The sequence below is a fragment of the Sphingobacterium chungjuense genome, assembly GCF_011316935.1.
Classification (GTDB): domain Bacteria; phylum Bacteroidota; class Bacteroidia; order Sphingobacteriales; family Sphingobacteriaceae; genus Sphingobacterium; species Sphingobacterium chungjuense.
On the sequence record NZ_WLYS01000003.1, the window covers coordinates 35066 to 59076 of the forward strand.

The 24011-nt window shown below is 43.7% G+C and carries 14 protein-coding genes; 8 read left to right on the top strand and 6 right to left on the bottom strand.

The features are described 5' to 3' along the window. Positions 1–220: 220 nt before the first annotated feature. Positions 221–1861: a DUF4980 domain-containing protein gene (locus GKO22_RS07915; protein ID WP_166333938.1), complete on the bottom strand. Its 1641-nt coding sequence runs from the start codon at positions 1859–1861 to the stop codon at positions 221–223. Positions 1862–2258: 397 nt separating this feature from the next. On the opposite strand from GKO22_RS07915, the gene GKO22_RS07920 reads away from it, so the two are divergent. From GKO22_RS07920 to GKO22_RS07930, 3 genes are all read left to right on the top strand, one after another. Beyond that, complete coding sequence (locus GKO22_RS07920) at positions 2259–3185, top strand: family 2A encapsulin nanocompartment shell protein (RefSeq protein WP_166333940.1); 927 nt, start codon at positions 2259–2261, stop codon at positions 3183–3185. Between the two features lie 31 nt (positions 3186–3216). Next, positions 3217–4974, top strand: a complete 1758-nt coding sequence (locus GKO22_RS07925; protein ID WP_166333942.1) for a family 2A encapsulin nanocompartment cargo protein cysteine desulfurase — start codon at positions 3217–3219, stop codon at positions 4972–4974. 64 nt (positions 4975–5038) lie between these two features. Then, entirely contained in the window at positions 5039–5485 is a 447-nt protein-coding gene (locus GKO22_RS07930; protein WP_166333944.1) for a DUF4395 domain-containing protein, read from the top strand. 42 nt (positions 5486–5527) lie between these two features. Here GKO22_RS07930 and GKO22_RS07935 read toward each other — a convergent pair whose 3' ends face one another. The 4 genes from GKO22_RS07935 to GKO22_RS07950 all read right to left on the bottom strand — a co-directional run bounded on the left by GKO22_RS07935 (position 5528) and on the right by GKO22_RS07950 (position 10320). Beyond that, the gene (locus GKO22_RS07935) at positions 5528–6193 is read right to left on the bottom strand and encodes a DUF6624 domain-containing protein (protein ID WP_206367853.1); all 666 of its coding nucleotides are present in this window, start codon (positions 6191–6193) and stop codon (positions 5528–5530) included. Positions 6194–6329: 136 nt separating this feature from the next. Next, positions 6330–8114 (bottom strand): MGH1-like glycoside hydrolase domain-containing protein, encoded by a 1785-nt coding sequence (locus GKO22_RS07940; RefSeq protein ID WP_166333946.1) that lies wholly within the window; start codon positions 8112–8114, stop codon positions 6330–6332. 145 nt (positions 8115–8259) lie between these two features. Continuing rightward, on the bottom strand, positions 8260–8976 hold the full coding sequence (locus GKO22_RS07945) for a DUF2490 domain-containing protein (RefSeq protein WP_166333948.1): 717 nt from the start codon (positions 8974–8976) through the stop codon (positions 8260–8262). Positions 8977–9015: 39 nt separating this feature from the next. Then, a complete protein-coding gene (locus tag GKO22_RS07950; protein WP_166333950.1) occupies positions 9016–10320 on the bottom strand; it encodes a CitMHS family transporter in 1305 nt (434 codons plus the stop codon). A gap of 185 nt (positions 10321–10505) precedes the next feature. On the opposite strand from GKO22_RS07950, the gene GKO22_RS07955 reads away from it, so the two are divergent. The 5 genes from GKO22_RS07955 to GKO22_RS07975 all read left to right on the top strand — a co-directional run bounded on the left by GKO22_RS07955 (position 10506) and on the right by GKO22_RS07975 (position 21180). Further along, complete coding sequence (locus GKO22_RS07955; RefSeq protein ID WP_166333952.1) at positions 10506–11684, top strand: hypothetical protein; 1179 nt, start codon at positions 10506–10508, stop codon at positions 11682–11684. Positions 11685–12101: 417 nt separating this feature from the next. Further along, complete coding sequence (locus GKO22_RS07960; RefSeq protein WP_166333954.1) at positions 12102–15305, top strand: SusC/RagA family TonB-linked outer membrane protein; 3204 nt, start codon at positions 12102–12104, stop codon at positions 15303–15305. Positions 15306–15317: 12 nt separating this feature from the next. Further along, on the top strand, positions 15318–16766 hold the full coding sequence (locus GKO22_RS07965; RefSeq protein WP_166333956.1) for a RagB/SusD family nutrient uptake outer membrane protein: 1449 nt from the start codon (positions 15318–15320) through the stop codon (positions 16764–16766). An 11-nt stretch (positions 16767–16777) separates the two neighbouring features. Continuing rightward, on the top strand, positions 16778–19018 hold the full coding sequence (locus tag GKO22_RS07970; RefSeq protein WP_166333958.1) for a redoxin domain-containing protein: 2241 nt from the start codon (positions 16778–16780) through the stop codon (positions 19016–19018). Further along, positions 19015–21180 carry a S9 family peptidase gene (locus tag GKO22_RS07975; RefSeq protein WP_166333960.1) on the top strand — a complete coding sequence of 722 codons (2166 nt, stop codon included), beginning with the start codon at positions 19015–19017 and terminating at the stop codon, positions 21178–21180. The genes GKO22_RS07970 and GKO22_RS07975 overlap by 4 nt, the downstream gene beginning before the upstream one ends. Before the next feature lie 14 nt (positions 21181–21194). On the opposite strand, the gene GKO22_RS07980 is transcribed toward GKO22_RS07975, so the two are convergent. Then, positions 21195–23750: a Kelch repeat-containing protein gene (locus GKO22_RS07980; RefSeq protein WP_166333962.1), complete on the bottom strand. Its 2556-nt coding sequence runs from the start codon at positions 23748–23750 to the stop codon at positions 21195–21197. Positions 23751–24011: the final 261 nt, after the last annotated feature.

Below are 24011 nucleotides of genomic sequence, written 5' to 3' on the forward strand. Positions count from 1 at the left end.
CAGTCCATTGATCGGCATCTCCTTAACCTTTGATCGGCATGTACCTCACGTTTGTACGTACAGTAATAATACATAACCAATACAGTACCAATACATAAAATGCCTATGTTAGTTACACTAACAATACACTAACGATACGGGAAAGGTTAAGTAATGGTGAATCAATCGTGAATCAATGGCCAAACAATAACCAAGATCTTACCCCAAATAAGCGATGCATTTACTTCCAAATAGATTTCGCCTCAAAGACCTCGAGGTTAGTCACATCAATATTATTGCCCCAGAAATGGAAACCTTCCGTATTCTTACGATCTGGTTTACGCTTCATGGAGTACGAATACCGACCGCCATCAATGAACACCTCGATAGACGTATTATCGATAAAGATATCAGCTGTTAGCTCCATGCTGGTCATATCTTCGGGCGAATAGAAAACCCCATTGATCGTATTATGATTCATGTCGTACCCGATGATGCGCTGTCCGAACAGGTTAAATCCGGCATCCGTCGCGTGCGATAGCTTAAAAGTGGTTTTGATGCGCAATTGCTTGGCATCGTAATAGGGTTTTAGCTTTTCATTAGCCTGATCAGATGTGAGATTAGACCATTTCTGTACCGGAGTAAATAGACTTTCGACTTCCTTGACAGGCTGGCTGAACAGGCGAACGCCATTATTAGTTTGCTTCAAGGTCAGCTCCGTAGGCAAAAGAAACATGCCGTTGAATGGCATGCCCGGATGCTCTACGCGCCCCCAGCCAATCTGGATCCGTCGGCCATCGCTAGCTGGAATATTGGAGAACGTTTGTGCCGCATAGATCGTTCCTGTTCCTAGTTGATGCTTGCCACTTTCTGGTGTAAATATTTTGCCATCAAAAGAACCAATCATATACGTGTTGGACGCGCCGTACATCACCCATTTCTTATTATTTTCATCCCCATCAATCGGCAATTCGAACAATTCCGGACATTCCCAGAAACCCGTGGTATGACTTTCGTATGTCCAATCTTTCAGATTTGCAGAAGTATAAATCGATTGACCATCGCGCTCATTCAACACCATCACCCAATGATTGCTAGGTGCATACCAGATTATTTTCGGATCACGCGTGTCGCGGCTATTCCATTTCTCCTTGCTATCAATCACGGGATTGTTGGCGTATTTCGTCCAAGTGCGGCCATTGTCTAAGCTATACGCCATACATTGCACTTGTCTCTCGCCCGTTTCTGCTGTGTAAGATGCCACCATCGCAGGCTTTCCATCTTTCCCAAATCCAGAAGTATTATCATAATCAATCACGGCCGAACCCGAAAACATCGTACCCATTTTGTCTGGATGCAATGCTACAGGAAGTTCTTCCCAATGTACCAGATCTTTGCTCACCGCGTGCCCCCAAGACATGTTTTCCCATTCTTTTTCGTAGGGATTATGCTGATAGAAGAGGTGGTATTCGCCGGCATAAAATATCAGCCCGTTAGGATCATTGACCCAACCACGTTTTGTGGTGTAATGAAATTGCGGTCGGTTTACTTCCTGATAAATGGAATCTTGTCCTGCGATCTTATCATCCTGATAAATTTGGCTAAGTGCACTTTCATCCCCATCATAACTCAGGGTAATCGTTTTGCCTTGGTAGGCCGATACATCGGTGAAAACCCAATATTCTGGATCACCATTCGCTAGGCGAATATTGAACTTCCGATCCTCTTGTCCGTCGACCAACATTGTCATCACTTGCCGATCAACTTGCTGCGATATAGGGAAATTAATATAGCGCTTGGTCACTTTTATTTTGATGTCGGCGGCCTGCACGGAAAGCGCAAGACACAGGAAGGCGAGGGTACTGGAGGCTAATTTATTCATAAGGATAGCGTTCGTCACGAAACGGTTTTTTGTACGTATTTATCAAAACTGCACAATTTGAGCATAGTTACCTATCACAATCGTATCAATTTTGCATGATATTGAATCATGCTATTGACAAATCATTCCATTACAGTTTCAATAAACAATATCCCCTGCCACATAAAAGCATACCACAAAATAAAGTATATTACTTTAATAGATTATTTTTGTTTCTGAAAGAATATTTGTTAACTTAGTTTTAGTTTAGGTGGGCTCAATATCTTGGCTGTGAGGGGATTTCAGCTTCGCCATAATCAGCTTGGCACGAGACGGGATAGAATGGGAAATACACGATCGCTGATATGCACACTCACTATTAATTCAACTTAGAACAGCATTATTAAAATCAGAGACAATGAGTGAACAATCAAAACAGGGACAAACTGCATTAGGTGATGTCGCGGCAAGGCATTTGGCCATCGCCACGAGAACCGCGCCACAATTAGAGAGCATTTCGCCGAGATGGTTGGTACATCTGTTGGAATGGATTCCGGTCGAATCAGGCGTGTTTCGCCTCAACAAAGTGGTGGGCGAAGATAGTATTGAAGTGGATTGCTCACGCAGGGATGAAAGCATCTTACCACATACGCATGTGGATTACGATGAGAATCCCCGTGAATATAATCTTAGTGCGGTGAATACCTTGGTCGATGTGCACACACGCGTCTCTGATTTATACAGCAAACCGTACAATCAGATCAGTGAACAACTCCGCCTTACGATCGAAAAAATCAAAGAACGGCAAGAAAGCGAATTAATTAATAATAAGGACTACGGTATTTTAAGTAATGTAGCGACCAAGCAGATTGTCAAGACCAGAGCGGGTGCACCCACGCCCGACGATTTAGATGAATTGCTGACCAAAGTGTGGAAGCAACCTGGATTTTTCCTCTTGCATCCATTGGCAATCGCTGCTTTTGGCAGAGAATGTACGCGCCGTGGTGTGCCACCACCAACAGTTTCTTTGTTTGGCTCGCAGTTTCTGACTTGGCGTGGTGTACCACTTATTCCGAGCGACAAGGTGCCGATTGTGAAAGGTAAGACTAAAGTAATCCTGATCCGGACAGGCGAATCGCGGCAAGGGATTATCGGATTGTACCAGCCGAATGTACCAGGAGAATTGACGCGCGGGCTATCTGTGAAGTTTACTGGAATCAACGACAAAGCAATCGCTACTTATTTAATATCGTTGTATTGCTCACTGGTGATTCTTGTGGATGATGCGGTGGCCGTTTTAGAGAATGTGGATATCAACAATTACCACGAATACAATTATAAATAGGAATGCTATAGTTGATTAATTGTAAACAAATATGTCTAACTCTCCGAGTGATTTCGAAAATTTCTTGACTGCCGAAGCGAATAGGTATTTCAACGAATTGCCCACAGGTGCTCCGCAAAAAGAACTACACGACGTAAAAGCACGTGAGATTGTGTCGCAATCACGCGATGAAAACCGCGTGAAAACAAGCGATATTTCTGATCCACTGCAAGCAAGACCGAGTCCGGAAACGATCCAATGGACTAACGATTTTGAGGATGTGGCGAATCAGTTGAATGCTATTACTGGTGCTACAACCCAGCACAGACCATCGTACACAGGCCAGGCAAATACGGGACTTGCTGATCCATTTGCTTTAAAACTGCCATTTCAGGAAACTTACGAGCAGCCTATTTGGCATTTAGCAGAAAACTTCAAGAGGATTGATTCCGTCGGGCAGGCATCGCCGTTGCAGAAAGCTAGCAGCGAAGCTGCATTTTATTTCTTACCACAAGAAGTCGCGACGCATGTGCCCGCTAGCGGTGCGGTACAGACCAATCCTCACAAATCGGCAACCACTTCAAAATTTGATGTGCACGCCATCCGCAATGACTTTCCTATTTTGCGTGAAAGTATCCGTGGTCACCAGCTGATCTGGTTGGATAATGCCGCAACCACACAAAAGCCACAAGTAGTAATTGATCGATTGGCGCACTTTTACGCGCATGAAAACTCAAACATTCATCGTGCGGCACACGAGTTGGCTGCGCGATCTACGGATGCTTACGAAGATGCTCGCAATGTAGTGAAAGACTTTTTGCATGCACGATCTGTCAACGAAATTGTCTTTACGCGTGGCACGACGGAAGCTATTAACTTGGTTTCCAGCACTTGGGGCGAACAGAATTTAGGGTCGCAAGATGAGGTTATCCTTAGTAATTTGGAACATCATGCGAACATTGTGCCTTGGCAATTATTAAGTAAACGCAAGGGTTTTAAGATTCGGGTGATTCCGGTCGATGAGGATGGCAACTTGCTGGTCGAGGAGTATGCAAAGTTGCTCAACTCGAATACGAAGTTGGTGGCTTTTACGCATGTTAGCAATGCCTTGGGCACGGTGACGCCAGCAAAACGCATCATCGACTTAGCACATCATGCTGGAGCCAAGGTGCTGCTGGATGGCGCGCAGTCTGTATCGCATATCGCTATCAATTTACAAGATCTTGATCCGGACTTCTTTGTGTTCTCGGGGCATAAAATCTTTGGCCCTACGGGAATTGGCGTACTTTATGGTAAAGAAGAATTGCTCAATGCGATTCCGCCATACCAAGGTGGTGGAAACATGATTAAAGATGTTCGTTTTGATCACACAACGTTTCATGACGCCCCCAATAAGTTTGAAGCCGGCACAGGCAATATCGCAGATGCGGTGGGATTGGGAGCCGCATTGAGGTATGTGCAACATATCGGATTATCCGCCATTTGCCAGTACGAACACGAATTGCTTCAATACGCTACTAACTTGCTACGACAAGTGCCAGGCTTGACGTTGATCGGTACAGCGCGAGAGAAAGCGAGTGTACTTTCTCTCACGCTGAAAGGCTTAAGTAATGAAGAAGTGGGAGTAGCACTGAATGAGGTGGGCATTGCTGTACGCACAGGACATCATTGCGCGCAGCCTATCCTTCGCAGACTTGGGTACGAATCGTCTGTTAGACCGTCGATTGCTTTTTATAATACGCATCAGGAGATTGATATTTTAGTAAATACCATAGAAAAAATCGTGTGGCAGGGTAGACGCTACCACTAATAAGACGATTAATATCTAACTTAGCCCTGCGAAAACACCTTATCAAATTAGGGAGGTCGAAAATATGGAAGTAGCAAATGATAATGCAAAAAAAATGTACGGTGATGCAGGGGTGATCCGATTGATTGCTGCGCAAGTACTTGTATTGAGCATCATAGCGTTATGGTCTGGATCACAGATCATAATGGGCTTTCTAGTGATTGATTTTGCTATTAGAGCCTTTACGTACAGTATGTCGCCACTAAAATGGTCTGCACAAAAGTTGGCTAAAGGATTAGATAGTACGCCGCGGCCTATATTTTTGCCCCCCAAACGCTTTGCTGCCTTGTTGGGATTTATCTTTTCTACCTCGTGGTTGCTCTTTCTTTTGCTAAGCTGGCCAGTGGCCACTTTGGTTATCGGGATTACGCTAATCGTGGCGGCCTCGCTCGAAGCGCTTTTTGAAGTGTGCTTAGGATGTTATGTATACAATTGGGTCGTTTCTCCTTTGATGCAACGGCGAAGGAATTAGTTTCACATTGAACTAAATTGTAGCATCCTATAACTATTTAAGTTACAACTCATTTTTAATCCAGCCAACGGCTTTTCGCCACTCATTAAACTTCATCTTTCGATCTTCATAATCTTGGGGCGGTAACTGGTTTTCACTTTTCACCCGATTTCGCATGATCAAGATTTGCTCTTCCATACTATTTAGCCCTATTTCTTTTCTCCTGCGGTTCACTTTTTCGAGTGAATCAAATGTGTTTGGGTTTAATTGCCCTGTCTCATCCCAATCGAACTGCGTTCCATACAGTTGAGGCTTATCTTCAAACACTGCAACTCTATCCGATAGGTACGCTAAATTTACAGGATCTGCCCTCTTCTCATCTACTGCAAGTACCAACAACGCAAGACTCTTTTTCATAAAATCGGGATTGCTAATGGAATGCTGAATGATTAACCAAGCGGCATCACTTGCTTCTTTACCCACTTTGTCCATGGTGGGATATCCAATCTTATCTATTATCTCATCTAATACCCGTGCATTTTTAAGATGGAGTTTTTCCATCTCCTCATTATAGCCCTCACTAAGTCTGCCTAATGCGATCAGTCTGTCTCTAAGCTCTAAATCCGCATTTTTCAGGTTGATTATTAAAGTACTTGCATCGTGATAATCCATTTTGCTTAAGAAGATTTGATTGGATAAAGCTAAGAAATTATTACCCGTAGTTGCCACCAATGCGGCTGTAGATGTGTACCGCGGAAATTGCTCCTTTGGCTAGAATCTTGAAGTCAGGCATTATTTTCATCCCAATATATTAATTCGGTCGCCATGTGTTTCAGGTAATGCTTCGAATTCGTAATGTTTTTGATCATTTCTTTAACTTAACCGTAAGCTTACTATTCAGATTTTCACTTGTCGCTACCAGTTTGTTGTCTACCCATACGCAGAGCATACTTTGATCCCCCGACTTAGCTTCGTCCCAATCTTTTTTCCAGACAATATCGACATCGTGATCGTGGTAACGGAGCTTCCCGAGATAGAAGTGATCCCATTCTTCGGCAGGTACCAAAGGCTCAATTGCAAACTGATCTTCGTGCATGGCCTTGAAACCGATAAGATCCTCAATCACAATATCAGGGTAAGTGGAGTGAAAATAATCCTGCTCGCCGCCAATTCGCTCTCCATCACTCGGTATATACCATTCGCCAATATTGGGTTTGACCGGATCGTGCAACGTTGTGAGTTGGCTGATGTGGTGATACAATAGTTGACGATCCGCTTCGGTAACCTCTTCTTTGTAATTACGCAAGTAGTTGGCAAAGGCCTTGTATACGACCGAATTTTGAAATGGCCATCCTCGACCATTCCAAGCATAAGCCTGTTCATTGTAATAAGGGTGTTGCTTTTCAGCAGTCGTCATTCCCTTAGCTCCTGCAAAACCTTCGGCCTTGCCGAAAAGCTCCCAAGCTTGAGCGTAACGTGCCTGTTCTTTTTCAGGAATCATATTGAAATACCAAGGTGTATATCCGACGGATTCGCGTACGCGGGCCTCGAAATCACGAATTCCAAAAGCATTATCACCGGCGCTGTAGGTATGGAAAAATTGATCTTCCTCATTCCACAATACGTCCATCACCTGCTGTTGCAGAGCGGTAGCACGCTGCTTATACACTTCCGATTTCCGTTGCGCTTCCGAGCCCCCCGATTTATCTAAAGCATGCAAAGTGCTTAATGCATTCAAATTGCCATACGCATAACTATTTACCGATGGTCTGGCCAGATAAAAATCTGGATAACCTTTTCGATACGCGGTGGGGTATTGCTTTGCATAGCTCGATTCTGCCGCTTTACCGGTAGTATTCCATCCGAGGTAATATTCTTTCCAGTTGTCGCGCGTGTATAGATCGTAAGCTCCTTTACTTTCGATTAATCCCAGCACGGCCGAAAGGCTGAATTCCATCCCGTCGTACAGATCCAGAATTTTGTACAATCCTTGCGTTTTTGCATCGTCGGCTTTCACGGTAAATAAGCTATCCCACACGGCTTGATGATGCTCCAAATGGGGAAGCATCTCGTGCATCCAATCGGCATTGGGATGGATACGCAAATACGCATCAACACCATCCACCATCCAGCTAGAGAAATGATGGCTTTCCGGCCGACTCATGTAGGTTAGAAAGTTTCCGTTTTCCCGTTGATTGAGTCGGGATGCCGAGCCAGCCATAAAGTATTCTGCATACGACTGCAGATATTTGGGATCGCGCAACCAGCGTACATCATAAAATTGATGACCAGCAGGGCAGGTGATCGCTCCGCTCAATGAAGCCCAAGGTTTATCGCCAAAGAACTCAGTCACTACCCAATAATCTTTACCATCCAGCGGATCCGCATACGGTCTAAGATGTTTGCTCATCATCCACCAGCGGTAATTGTATACCCGATTGATATCGGTATTAGAGCTGCTAAAAAGCGGTATATTTTCTTGTAAAAAAGCTTCATTGTTCGTTGCATCAAAAGGGCCATCAGAATTTGGACGATCGGCATAAGAGTTGAACTCTGCTACATTCGCAGAAAGATCTGTAGAAGCCAATTGCTGTAAACGCTGGCGTTCATCTTCGTACGTTTGATATTTTGCGGAGCTACACGAAGACATGCAAATAATCAAGCCTATTGAGCATAAGGAAAAGGTTTTTAGCAATTGATTACGGAAGGAAAAGGGCATATAAAGATTTACGGTGGTCTAAATTATCTTCCTAAATATAAGGTTTAGGCGCAGTAAAAGCAACCGAACCCATTCATTAATCTGGCTTATACGTTCTGATTCTTCTTTTTAGACTTTTACGCACGCTGACGGTCAAATAATAGTCTGTAGGTGCGGGATGGCCATTGAATTGTACAATTACCCCTGGCTCTACAGATAGCGTCGGACTTACTCTTTTTGCTAACAGTGTAGAGATACGATAACTATCGAAAGGTTGTTCTCTCTCTAGGTTCATACGGATTTCGTGTCGAAAGATAAGACCCCATACCGAATTCTCCGCTCGATCCAGTTTCCAAAAGGAGTTAAATAAATAACGGGCTCGGAACACAAAAAAATCACTATTGAACATATAACGTTCCTCCAATCGAAAACGATGCGCAATGTTATACCTCGAACTTACCATATTGTTGAACGTGATCTGTTGAAAAAGACGATGCTCTGGTCTGGAAAATTTCTCACCCAGACTATTATAGGGCTCCAAAAGTAAAAACATATAACCACCGCCTACATAGGCATTGGGGTTAATACGGCGCTCTACCGAACCATTGATTAAACTCAGTCTACTGTTTTGAACGGGGACGTCGTAAAAACGTTGCTGCAAGTTGGCAGAGAAACGCCAATTGTCTGAAATATCACCCTGCAAGTTGAAGTGATACCAACTATTTAAACCTCCTGGTTGAGCGATAATGCGAGGCAAATTGACAAAACATAGCATCACGAAAATGATCCATAATTTTTTATTGAATATATGCATACGATAAGAATTTAGAAATAGTGTATGAAGAGACTCTGTTTATACAATTTGGAGTATGTACAGAAAGGCTATCAAAATCAAGCTGAAAGCCCACGTATAGAAAAATGAATAGCGAATATGCTTGCCCAAATCAAGGCCAGATAAGCCTAATGCCAACCAAACTGCTGGCGATAATGGACTGACGAATGTGCCCACAATATTGCCCACCATCATGACGTGCATCGCAGAAAGAGGATCAACGCCGTAGTGTGTAGTTACTTCTAAGATCACCGGAAACAAGGCAAAATACGTGGCATCGGTACTGAGAATTAATTCTAGCGGTAAGCCCAAAAATCCAATGATGACATGCAAATAAGGAATCGAAGCATCTGGAAGAATCTTTAGCAAATCATGCGACATCGCTTCTAGCATTCCCGTACCATTTAAAACACCTAATAGAACGCCCGCAGCAACAATGATGATAGCCATGAGTAAGCTGCCTGGTGCATGCTTTTGTATCACTTCCAATTGCATTTTCTTTGCCGGATAATTGATGACAAGCGCGATGCTGGTACCAATCATAAACACTAAACTAGATGGAACAGCATCGAAGAAAAGACTGGAAATCACCAAAATGGCCACTAGTAAATTGATCCATAACGGGATTTTAGTACCGCCAACACGATGGATTGCATCTTTCTGTATGATCTGCTCTTCCACACCGTAAGCTTCGTGCAGTGGCGGGTTTTTAGCCGCACGCCTTTGCTCTCGCAGACCGAATATATAAGCGACCACAATCATTAGGAAAATGCCTATTAATTGTATAGGTATAAGCGGTTTCCAAATATCTGTCGGTTGCATGCCAAGCACAATTGCGGCGCGTCCAGTCGGACCAGCCCAAGGAATTAGATTAACAATGCTAGCGCTAATACCGATAAGCATGAGCAATAAGTACGGATTCATATTCAACCTGCGGTATAGCGGTAAGAGCGCAGGTATGGTAATGAGAAAAGTCGCAGCGCCCGATCCATCCAGATGTACCACGGCTGCGATCACGACGGTACCACAAGTAATGGCGATTCTATTAGATTTTGTGAGCTGCAAAATCTTAGAGATCATCGGGTCGAACAAACCGATATCATTAAGTACTCCAAAGAAAATAATGGCGAAGATAAACATCACCGCTATTTCGAATACTTTCGCCACCCCCGCTTTGTAGTATTCGGTGATCTGAGAAAGATCAAAACCTGCTAAAAGCGCGGCTATAATTGGAATGGTACATAATACGACAAAAGGAGAAAAATATCTGCTCATCATCAGGGCAACAATAGAGACAAGCATGACAATACCAATAATACTTAGCATAGAGACAGGTGGTTAAAGTTTATAAAATGGTCTATTATTCTTGGCGAATATGGTGTAAAGCTACATGGCTAAATGCTAAATGAGCACCTTTATATTATTTCTTAAATTAATTTTTTTAACTTTTATTTTTCCGAAAAACATTATTTTTTTCGGAAATTGACAAAAAAGTTAGTTTTACGTAGATTATGGAGATTTTATCAGGAAAAGAAGAAATATATTATCTGATTAGAAAGGTCATTAAACAGTTCGAGTGTAAGCATGGTCAAAAAATAATCTGTAATACCAATCGAGAAAATTACGCTGCGATAGCTAGGGAATTGAGTGCTATTACCGTCAACTTACCCTATTCAGCTCGAGAAAAACAACATCAAGATTACCCAGAACCATCCGCGCAAGAGCAGTCGGTGCAATACCCACATCGTAAATATGATCTCACGGGTGGCCAGATAAAGGATGTGTATTTTGGACAGGTAAAAAAGCCTAGAGCACACATGGTCGATGCGTGCTATATCTATCTATATGGCGTAGGTCGCTTAGGTTTTGAAAATGATCCGTCCGATCCTAATCTATTACGTGCGGAAGTAGATTCAGAAGAAACCTTCGAAAAGAAAACACTCCAGTCAAGACGAACATTCCTGATCTATATGAGTATCATTCTGATACTCTTCACAGCAATTAATATATACTTTTGGTTTTCAACAAATCAGGCGAAGACTGATACCATATGGACGACGTATAAGCCCACCGCGGAGGAAATCAGTGCGGTGACTGGCGTTTGGTTATATCAAACGGGCGCGCCACAAGCACGATCTAATGAAGCCAATAGATTTCGCCGCTACGCAACAAATATTGTGATCATCAAGCAAGTAGGAGATCGCCTGATGATGCAACGACATGGTGCCACCATAAATCATCACGGTTATGTAGAATTTACCTCTCCAGGCACGCTTTCCATTCATTCCTATGTAGCGAAAGGGAAGGGTGGTACATTAATAAATCCTAGTCATTCGCTAACCGTGATAAGACCAAAGGATAGTGTGATGTACACCGTTTCGTCCACGTGGAGCTTTGAGTCGGATGACAAAAATGATATCATCGGAGCGCGAAATATTTATACCAAATTGGGAACAGGAGGGACGCTGCTCCCGATTTTCAACACACCGGAAAATGCGGCTTGCCATTGCAAAATTGTGGAATGGACACGAAACGATGGAAGCAGCGAACGATTTAATCTAACGTACGAAAAGATTCAACCAGGAAGTATGACGGAAGATTTAGATGAATCGAGTTTGATCCTACGAAAACCTAAGTCAGGAGTATTGTTGTCAAAACCGGCTGATAAGGAAGATTTAGAACATATTTAGCGCAGCATTTTACGAAGTAATCAATGCCCTAAGACAAGTTTGTTTTAAAAAACTACTAAAATGATAGATTATATAGGAAAATAATATATATTTGCTACATGATATTTGAGAGGTATCCCTAAAAGGCACCTTCGAAGTCTCACAAAATTGATAGATATGCAAACAGAACCATCACGACAATCTGACTTGAAACCAACTTCCTTAGCTATGACTACCGCATGCCTCCCATGTATGCGAATGTGTAGCTAGTCCCGCATTCCAGACCATCTGCATTTACCTGAATGGGTAAAATTTTATCCATTTCGTATTAATCATCTTTTTTTTCACCCAACTGAGTGTCTTGATAACATTGGGTTATTTGCGCAAAGCGAATAAACTAGGTTATTCTGCGTACTCTCCAAATTCTTTATTGAAGTTATGAAACCTACCATTGTTTTGCGGTATGTATGTGGCCTACTGATTCTCATGCTGAGCCATCTCCCACAGGTACTGAAAGCGCAAGATTCGCCACGCACTATCGTGAATGCAAACTTTCGCGGTATCGTCGTCGACGCACAAAATCGAACACCAATAGAAGGTGCTACCGTTACCTTATACGGTGTTACCCATTCGGTGACAACCAATCGCCAAGGCGTATTTACTTTCGTGACCGGACAAAATTTACCAGCACGAGTTGTGGTTTCTTCCATTGGTTATGACCAGCAGACCGCTACCATCAACAATCCCGGCGATACCGTTCTTCTCGTACGAAGCAACAGTACCTTAGATGAGGTGATTGTGGTCGGGTATGGCACGCAGAAAAAACGCGAATTTACCGGCGCTGCGGCCAACATTTCGGGAGAAAGCCTAAAAGATATCCCAGTACAAAGTTTTGATCAGGCCTTATTAGGAAAAGCGGCTGGCGTAAGTGTGTCATTGCCCAACGGGTTGCTCAACAATCCGCCTGTCATTCGTGTACGCGGTGTCAATTCAATTTCGTTGAGTTCGTATCCGCTGGTAGTAATCGACGGAATCCCGGTCGTAAGTGGTGACATCGGTACGACGAATTTACCCAACAATCCACTGGCCGACATTAATCCGGCAGATATTGAATCCATCGATGTGTTGAAAGACGCAGCCTCTACATCAATCTACGGCTCTCGTGCGGCTGGTGGTGTATTATTAGTAACGACTAAAAAAGGAAAAGCCGGACGAACCAAAGTGAATTATGATGCTTGGGCTTCCGTAGTCACCGCTGCGCGATTACCTAAGCTACTCAACGCGACGCAATACATTGACATTAAAAATGAAGCCGTCCGCAATAGCAAGTTATTATCTGGTAATCAAAATAATCCAGCCGTGGCCGATGCGCTATTTTTCCCTCAGTACGATGAGGCCGGCAACTTGGTAGAGACCAATTGGTACGATCATGTATACAATACGGGATTCAGTCACAATCATAGTCTGTCCATCAGCGGCGCTACCGAAAAGACGCAATATTACATGTCTGGCAACTTTTCTGATCAGGAAGGATTCTTTGCTCGGAATAAGTTTGATCGCCAAGGTTTACGTTTTAACATCGAGCACAAGGTAAACGATTGGTTTTCCGTAGGTAGTAACCTGAATTACAATAAAACCTTTAATCAAGCACAAAACTCAGGATCTTTAGCGAATAGTCAATTGTTTTTGGTGGGTGGAGCACGTTTGGCTTTAGCGTTGCCGCCTAACGTATCGGCCTACAATCCGGATGGCACATATAATTTGAGTAGCACCGGTCTGCTCGGTCCTGGCGCCAATCTTTTCGCCAACACACTATACAACCCAGAGGCCTTATTTGAGTACAGCAGATATACTACGGCAAATGATCATATCATCGGAAATATCCATGCACAACTACAGCTCGCGCCGGGATTGAAGTTTACGAGTACCTACGCACTCGATCGCAACATCACTACGAACAAGACTTATTTAAGTCCTAATCTTGGATCGTCAGCGTATTCCAACGGTGGTACGGCTACCAATTTGAGTGGTTTGCGCAACAATTGGAATTTCACCAATGCGGTGAATTACGATCGTACATTCGGCACCAAACATGAGCTCGGCTTACTAGTAGGTTATGATATCCAGAAGTATGAGAATGATATTTGGAACACCACACTAAACAATGCGGCTGATCCATTTTTCGAAAGTTTCCAAGGAAGTTGGGCAACAATATCTGCCGCTGGCGGATTGCTGACCGAACAATTCTTCCGATCGACTTTCTCTAGGGCGTCCTATAATTATGATCGGCGCTATTTTCTAACAGCCAACTTCCGTCGCGATGGCAACTCCGCTCTGGGTATCAATAATAAGTACGGTGACTTCGGTGGAGTATCTGCCGGCTGGTCTATCTTCGAAGAAAGCTTCTATAGCGAACGATTGGGTGATATTCTTGGGGATTTACGCGTTCGCGGAAGCTGGGGTAAAGTGGGTAATGGTAATCTAACCGCTTTTCAAGCCTTGAATTTATTTAGTTCTGCCTTATACGGCGGCGTGTCGACTTGGAATCTGTTTCAGGCGGGAAATGAAAATCTAGGTTGGGAGACTTCTGAACAGACCAATGTGGGGTTGAGCGCGAGCTTATTCAAGCGTAAACTAAATGTAGAAATCGATTATTTCAGAAATAATGTCAACGGACTGATCTTAAGTGCTCCACAAGCACCATCTAAAGGAATTCCAACAAATAGTATTGCACAAAACGTGGGCAGTATGTACAATCGAGGTCTAGAAGTCGCGCTGCACGGTGACATTATTCGCACTCAAGATTTCTCTTGGAACGCAGCGTTCAACATTACCTTCGTCAAGAATAGAGTGACTTCATTGGCCGAAGGCAATAGCGATATCATTGGTTATACACATACCACCACCGAAGCCAACAATATCACGCGGGTCGGTTATGCTGTGGGAAGTCTATATGGTGCACAAACCGATGGCGTGAATCCAGAAAATGGTCGCAGAATCTTTATCAATCGAGATGGCGAGCGCGTGCAATATAGTGCTGTCGTGGCGCCAGGGCAGAGCAACTGGACGTATTTAGACGGCAGCAGAGCCAATCCAATTACGGTAGCAGATTATCAAGTGCTCGGCAATGCCTTACCGACTTATTATGGTGGTTTTAATAATAGCTTCCGTTACAAAGATTTTGACGCGACGGTACACTTCACCTATGGCGGTGGCAACAAATTGATGAACGGCACACGTGGTACGTTACTAGATCAACGATTCTTTAACAACTCAACAGAAGTATTAAACCGATGGACTGAAGTAGGGCAGCAGACCGATATTCCACGTTTGGTATACAATGACGTGATCTCCAATGGATCGGCAGGATTCTCGATCTCAGATAATGCGGAGAAAGCCGATTTTCTACGCTTACAACAAGTGGTACTAGGATACACCCTTCGTCCAGCTTCGTTTGCACGCTTAGGCCTGTCGAGTATTCGTCTTTACGCGCAAGCATCTAATCTATTTCTGATCACCGGATACACTGGTGCCGATCCAGAATCTTCTTCGAATGGTAACTCCGTCACATCGATGGGTGTAGAGAAGAACTCTATCGGACAAGGTCGTACGTGGACAGCAGGCCTTAATGTTTCATTTTAACACCTAGAAAACATGCAACTCAAAAACAACCTCAGAAAATATATTACAGGAATAGCTATTACCACCACTTTATTACAGGCATGTAAGAGTGAGTCTGGATTGTATCCAGTACCCGAAACCACCATATCTGATCGTAACGTATTTGACACACCAGCGCGAATCGAAGGATTGGTCAATGGTATTTATCGTAATTTGAAGGCGGCCAGTCTTTATGGTGGACGTTACCTGATGTATCAGGACGTGCGTGGAGAAGATTTTATCAATGTAACCCTGAATAGTTTTACAGGGTTTGACAGTTGGAACAATTCCTATAGCTCGGGTTCCAACGATATCAACAACCTATGGTCGGCAGCTTATACTACCATTAACTCTGCTAACATCGTTATTCAAGGTTTAGAAAATACGACTGTTGTTTCCGAAGCGGCTGCTGCAGCCTATACAGCAGAAGCTAAATTCTTACGCGCACTATCTTATTTCAGTCTGATTACGGTGTTTGCGCAACCGTATACCCTAGATCAAGGCGCTTCGCCCGGCATACCATTGCGTCTGCAAGCAGAAACAAGTACAGCTAACAACGCACTGGCGCCTAGTACCGTAGCAGAAGTGTATGCACAAATCATACAAGATTTGAACGATGCGGAGCAAGCTTTGCCTGATAATTACGCTACTGCCTTGTTGAATACAACCCGCGCGCATAAAAATACCGCTACCGCATTAAAAACACGCGTGTACCTTACGACGGGAAACTTTCCAAAAGTAATCGAGGAAGCGGCGAAGATCGTTCCTCAAACCGTTGCACCATTTTCAGCACAGCGAGGTGTATCACATGCGCTTCAAAGCGACATTCAAGTGCTTTTTAGTAGCAATTATACCACTACGGAATCCGTTCTTAGCATGCCGATGACACCGACAGATGCACTTTCTGGTCAATCTGCCATTGGTTTTGTATATTTGGTAAACAGGGAATATTATTTGAATCCTACTGGTATTTTAGCCAGTGAACAATGGAGTACAACGGATGTACGCCGCAACTTGTTACAAACTACGGCTGGTCGACAATATTTACGAAAATATGCCAAGGCATCGCCATTTGTAGATTATATTCCGGTGATACGATATGCGGAAGTGTTGTTGAATTATGCGGAAGCAGCAGCAGAGGGAGGCCAGTTGGATTTAGCTAGCTCATTATTGCTAGCAGTACACCGCCGCTCGGATCCTAACTTTACTTTAGCAGCTGATATCGCTACCAATCAAAGTCGCCTACTTACTGCTATAGCGCAAGAGCGGAGAATTGAGCTATTAGGAGAAGGTTTTGGCGGGCAAGATCTGTTACGTAAATTACAAGCGCTTCCAGCGAAGGGCGACGCGAATATTCAAACACCGCGCGTCGAGCTAAGTGCACAAAACTATATTTTTCCACCGCCCAACACGGAAATAGCAACGAATTCATTATTTAGATAAACACACTGACAATGAGAAAAAGTATATATACCATTTATATCAGCTGCCTGACTGGCTTAAGTTTGGCAGCTTGGAATCCAGCGCAAGCACAAGATACTGCACTGAAATTAAAGGGAACGGTGAAAAATTCAGATAGCGAATATGTCTATCTGCATCACTTCGAAAACAAAACCTTTACGGTGATTGATTCGGCGAAAGTAAGCAAGAAGAAATATTCGTTCAGTACGCGCTTGCCGCTACCTGATTTATATGGTGTTTCACTAAACCGGGACGATTTGCCGAGCTATGTATTTTTAGACAAAGGTGCGAACATCATCGCTTTGGATGGAGATGCTGCTAATGGCGAAAGCATAAAGGTAAGCGGATCGAATAGTCACGCACTTTTTGAGTCATACAAGAAAGAAAAGGATCTCGACATTAGCCGCTTTATCAAACAGCATCCTGACGAGATTGTGTCCAGTTATGTATTGTACAGAGATTGGTCATATAAGTTGTCGCCCGAAGAGTTAGAGCGCAACATCGGTTTGTTGAGTCCTGCACAACAACAATCCCGCTATACCAACGATCTCCGCAAGATTATCGAAGTTGTGCGTCAGGTGGCGGTCGGCAAAAAGGCGCCAGCTATTGTGGCGGCAGATCAACAAGGAAAAGAGGTCGCACTGTACGACAATTTAGGAAAATACACACTGATTGATTTTTGGGCTTCCTGGTGTCCGCCATGTCGCCGGGAAAACCCAAATATCGTGGCCAATTATAAAAAATATAAAGATCAAGGTTTTCAGATATACGCAGTTTCTTTGGACAAAAAGAAAGATGCGTGGCTGAAAGGTATTGAGGACGATAAACTCACTTGGTTGCATGTATCCGAGTTACGTTATTGGGATAGCGATATTGCGGCAGCATACGCCGTACGTGCTATTCCAGCCAACTTTTTGATCGACGATCAAGGCATCATCGTCGCGAAGAATGTAAAGGGCGAGCGTTTGGGTGTGATACTGGATAGCTTATTCAATGGCTCACAGAACCAAGACGGATCAAAGGTTGGTCTCGGTTGGTCGAATAATACCTTCAAAGGCCAGGATCCGATTGCCTTTGAATCGACCGAAAACCAGCCGATAGACCAGCAGCAAAAGCAAACGTACAGCAGCGACAAACGCGTGTTTTTTAGTAACGAAAATGCCGGCGCGCGACTTAACGCTCTTTCTAAATCCGACGATGGTGTTTATCACGTATTGATATCACCAGAGCGCACACCGATCAATCAAAGTCCATGGTACGGATTTGAGGTGTGGTCGGCCAAAGACACCACGATCAAGGTGCAGATCAACTACGCCTCGGGTTTCTATCATCGCTATGATCCCAAGATTAGTCGTAGCACAGATGTGTGGGAGAAAGTGAAAGACTTGGAGTTCATTAAGGAAGGTGATAAAACAAAGGCTGTTCGCTTTAATCTAAAAATTAGCCCTAACCGCACTTGGATAGCCGCGCAAGAAAATATTCCTTCGCAGAAAGTCTATGCTTGGTTAGAGAATGTAAATCCAACAATAAAACTAGCTAAAGAAGAAGTGGGTAAAACGGCGCTGAATGCGCCGCTTTACGTGTATGGCGCTGGCAATCCAAATAGTAAGAAACGTGTGATTGTGATGGGTCGGCAACATCCGCCTGAAATCACAGGGCATTACGCCTATGCAGGATTCGTGGAGTATTTATTGGGAGATACACCGGATGCACATGCTTTTCGCGAAGAGTTTTACCTGTATTTCATTCCAGTTGTAAATCCGGATGGGGTAGATGGCGGACATTGGCGTGCGAATGCGAATGGCGCCGATCTAAACCGGGATTGGGATGCATTTCACCAGCCAGAAACACAGGCGCTACGCGATTATTTTCAAAAAGAGATCAAAGCACAGGGAAGAGAATTGTATTTTGCCATTGATTTTCACTCGACCGCACGAGATATTTACTATACGGTAGATCCTCAATTAAAGAGTCGTTTTCCAGGTTTCGTGCCCGAATGGATTGCTACGTTGCGTAATGCCGTTCCTGGTTATGAGCCCCATGTGAAACCATTGTATTACGAAGGGCCGACTTTCACCGCTTATAGTTATTTTTATAAAAACTATCATGCCGAGGCTTTGGTTTATGAGATTGGCGACGATACGGAGCCAAAGTTTATTGACCAGAAAGCTAGATTATCGGCGCAAACACTCATTCAGAAACTAACAGCAGCAGACACTAAACAATCATTATGATCCAAATCAAAACGTATAACATACTCTATGTCGTTATTGGTTTCGTACTTTGCCAGCCATTAATTGCGCAAGAGCAACCCATACGAATCAGCGACCTCACGAAGATTAAAAATATCACCGATCTACAGGTTCGTCCAGATGGGAGCGAAGTAGCTTATGCGGTCAAAGAGATTATTGCCGACACGGCTACCACAGGTGGATACGCTTATCAAACGAAGTGGTTTACAAAAAGTCTATCATCCAACGCCAAAAGTAGCACCGAAGAACACGATAAACAGATCGACCAAATAAGCTACGGAAGCGACGGTAAACGGTGGGCGATCGTTAAAAGAAAAGGAAAAGACAAGCAACTGTATGCGTATCCAAATGCAACGATAGATACGGGGTCATTTCATCATAGCATTCCATATCCTGTGGAGCAGGTGCGGTTTAGCGCCGATGGAAAGCAGGCTTTAGTGGCCGTGCGATTGACCTTGCATGATTTGGTAACGAGCAAAGATTTCAATCCAAAGGATGTGCTTCCCGAATGGTCTTACGAAAGGCCAGGCGATACCAACAATCAATCTTTGCGAAAATCTGCGGCACCGCCAGATGCAGATGGCGATGCGCAACAGGTAGCAGCTTACCTGCTGCAGAACGAAGAGAAAAACTTGGCCAAGCTGACCAATAAATTACAATTTCAGACGGAAAGCTCTACCACAGGTACGCTTTACTTTACGCATTGGTATACCGTTGATTTGATCAATGCAAATGTGGCTAAGCCACTCACTTCGGGTTTCCGCTCTTATCAACGTGCCGCTTTTCTATCGGCAGACCAAGTAATTGCTAGCGTTGATCGGGATACCGTAGCGCATCCTGATCGGATCAACACTTCCGATATCGTGCTGATTAACATTAAAAACGGCACACAACAACGCGTAATTGGTGATGGTATTTACCGCTATCAATTGGAAGCAGTCGCGTCGTCAGGTAAGAAAATAGCCGTCTCTCGGGTAGAAGCCAACACACTAACACAAGGTCAGCTGTATGTCTATGACACCAAAGACTGGAAAAGCCAAGCCATCGTGCACGATAGAAATCAAGCGCAGGTACAATTTGGTGTGAAAGATTCCGAACTGTATTTCGTGTCGTTCAGCAATGGAGGTAAAGTCGTGAATCGGGCGGATTTATCTTCTGGTAAAGTCTCGGTACTCACATCGGTCGATGAGGGTGTTAGCGACTATTGGGTTGATAAAAATCAAGCAGTTTTCGCCAAAACCACTTTTGCCAATCCTTCGGAATTGTATGTGGCTCAAGCAAATTTCGCAGCACCTAAAGTTATTACGGAGTTAAACTCCTCTTGGCTAGCTGGAAAATCCATTGCCAAACCTGAAAAGTTTACGTTTACGAATGAGCTTGGCTTAGCAGTAGAATATTGGTTGCTCAAACCACAGCAATCCAGTACAACGGCAAAGAGCCCGCTTTTAGTGCAGATTCATGGTGGTCCAGCTTCCATGTTTGGCCCAGGCGATGGCAGCATGTGGCACGAATATCAATATTTCGTAGCCAAAGGTTACGGCGTATTGTATGGCAATCCACGCGGCTCCAACGGTTATGGAGAAGCATTTTTGCAAGCCAATTATCGGGATTGGGGCAAAGGTCCTTCCTCTGATGTATTCGCAGCAGTTGACACAGTGGTTTCTCAAGGTTGGGTAGACAGGAACAATTTGTACGTGACTGGCGGTTCTTACGGCGCATTTTTGACGGCTTGGATCATCGCACACGATTCGCGCTTCCGCGCGGCATCCAGCCAACGTGGCGTCTATGATTTGTATACTTTCTTTGGCAGCGGCAACGTATGGCCAATGTTGAAACGCTATTTTGGCGGTTTTCCTTGGGAAGATGGCATTAAGGAAGTTTTGGAAGAGCAATCACCTATAACTTACGCCACTCAAATTCGTACACCATTGCTCATTTTCCATGGAGAAAATGATAACCGGACAGGGCCAACACAGAGCGATTACTTGTACAAAGAATTGAAATACCTCGGCAGAGACGTAGAATACGTACGCCATCCAGATGCCGATCACGAAATTACCCGTTCGGGAAATGTCGCTCAGCGTATAGATCAGATGCTGCGTACGTATGAGTTCTTCGAACGTTTTCGCAATGCTGATCACTAATTACTTGGCAGCGCTTATCCCTTTATCAACTCATTAAAACTAATAGGATAAGTTTCTCCCAACAACTGCTGATAGTGTTCCGTAAAACGAGTATAGAAACGGCTGGCTTGTGTTGTTGAATTTAATTTTTGCAATGCAGTCAGCCCTTTCTTTAAAGCCATTTCATGAATAGGATCTAGTACCATTAATAGTTCGGCTGCAGCAAATAAAGAATTCCAGTTTTCTTGCTGCTCCATCAGGAGCATTGTTTTTTGTAAGCTCAATATGAGTTCGTTTTCCAATTTGCTTTTTGCCTCGTCAAACAGTGGATCGTCCGATCCCATCAAGAATGAACCTCTTCGTATAAGCTGGCTGATATCTTCTGATATCAAGTCATTGTCAGTAGCAGTTCGATGCCGCAAAACCGTATAATCGCAGTAACAAGGAGGCGAAATAGCCACGCGATAATGTCCATTTTTATAAACAATCTCTACACCTTCGACGGTGCTCAAAGCTTTTCTCAAATTATTGATAGTTACGCCTCTAGAAGTTTTTACTTTATCTTTAGGTTTATCTGGCCAGACTAGATGGCTCAATAAATTGGAGCTGATGCCAGCCGAATCGCTATGAATGAGGATCAAACAGAAAACCTGACGTAATCTCGTGCTAAAGAGATGCGAGATATCATTACCTCGCCGATCGAGCACCGTAAAATCGCCATACAACAAAATACTATTTTTATCAGGGTGCTTCCAGCTCGGTGCTTTCGTAGTAGTTTCTATGTCGATTTTAGGTTTTGCTGTTTGGGAAATGAACCTTTCTTCGGACGGCGAAACTTGTTTTGTAAAGTGCTTTTTTCGATAAATTAGGATAGCTCCCGTGGCAATAATGAGGGCACTGAAACCAATCCACCAAGTACCCTGTGCTTTCGTTGACTTCGAAAAAGCGTGCAGCTGCGATTGACTGATGGCGGGGAAATCCAATTCATACACCGACAATTTGGATCGGATATCATCATCAGACTCTTGCACGATCGCGATTAATTTTTGCAGATTTTTATCATGATAGAGCTTGGCGCGCGTACTGATCTTGTCAGAATAGATTGGAATAGAATCTCCTAACTGTTCATAACTGCCATCTGCTAACGAAAAGCGGCGCAACTGGATCAGCGAATGGGAAACATGCTCTGGATAACCCAATAGATACAGCCATTGGTCATTGGGAATCACCAATCCGCGCGCAGGTACAAAATGATGCTCTTTCCAATCCAGTTGCCACAGTTTTTTAGTTCTGCCACCCGCTAGATCCAGTTCATAGAGATCATAAAAATACTTTCGACCTACAATATGTTGCCCAGATTCATTCCCCATGCCACCAAACAAGTACATCTTTTTGGTGACGTCTCCATACCCCATCGAGGTGAAGTATCGTGGTAGTATCTCGTCTTTGGAGACATTCTGCGCTGCAGTCCAATCAGATTTGTCAATCTCATAGCGCCTCAAATCATTGTTGTACAACATGTTTCCAAATCCGCCAAAAACAAACAAGGAACGCCGATCGGCCAAGTAGTGCGCTGCATGATGATTTAATTCCAATCCCAGATAGGCATCACTTTCAATTCGCCAAGTATAATCGTCCAAACTCAAACTAGCGATCGTGGGACCTTCGTGAGGATGCTCATAAAACGTCTCGTATACGTACAATCGATTTTCGATAGAATCGAGAAAACTATTGCCCAACTTAATCAATACCGGACAAGGATTGGTAAAACGAATCGCTTCCGTAAAACCTCCGCGTAGATGATGAATGTACAAGGAGTCGCTATTGAAGTAATAGGCCAGTTGCCGCTTTACATCGTATTCAGATCCTGATTTTCGACTGGAGTACATTGCGCCACTGCGCTGCCAATGATAGGCGCGGTTGAGTAACCAAGTCACATTGGTTACTTTGCCATATGCATTGCCCGAAGCATCATGCAAGATCGAACCAGCACTTTCTCTCATGGGAAATAGGAGCTGCTGGCGATCATCTGCAATGACCAACTCACGTATCGAAAAGGAGGGTACATCAATCAAGTAATCACTTTTACCAAATATGACCGTAGGTGAATAACTCTTCAGCTGTGGTACACGTACGCTTTCTATGGCAAAATTCCCAATCGCCAGTGAAATCATGCCCTTGCTCAAATCGTAGGTCAGGCGAATCGGTAACCATCTCTGCTTATTAAGCTTATCAATGCCGATAGCCAAGCGGATCAGACTACTTTTTCCTTCCTCATTAAACCGAAAAACTGCCTCATGATCCTCTTTATCAAAATACAGGTTATACGTCGGATTTTGACCTTTATCCTTCAGCCGAATCAAATAACCAGAAGTGCCATCATCGCGGATGTGCAGATCAAAGTTGATCTTCAAAACTCCCTCGAATTTCGGATGATTTTGCTCAAATAGTCGGATGGTAGAACGCTGTTCGATCGGCTGATGATTGCCAGTCAACTCGATTCCCTGCGCCAAAATATCCTCTAAAAATAGAAAGTTGGAAAGACACAAAAATAGAAATACGCGTATAGGTAGAGTAGTTGCTGTCATCATGGAGTTTATCGGGGGACTTTTGAGTCCGCATCATGGGTAGTGTTGTTACATCAAATGTAAATAAAAAACTCAATAAACGTTTTAGCAAAGATTACGTCAGGGATAAGATTACGCTGGAAATTCTACCATTTCGGACTTCTGATTTTGCATTATTTAATAGGGTTAATACTTTCTACAGATGTTATTAAACCCATTTTAACCCATAAATTAACCCCTAGCGCTCTATATTGCTTTCGTTATGATCGGCTAGCTCTAACCAAG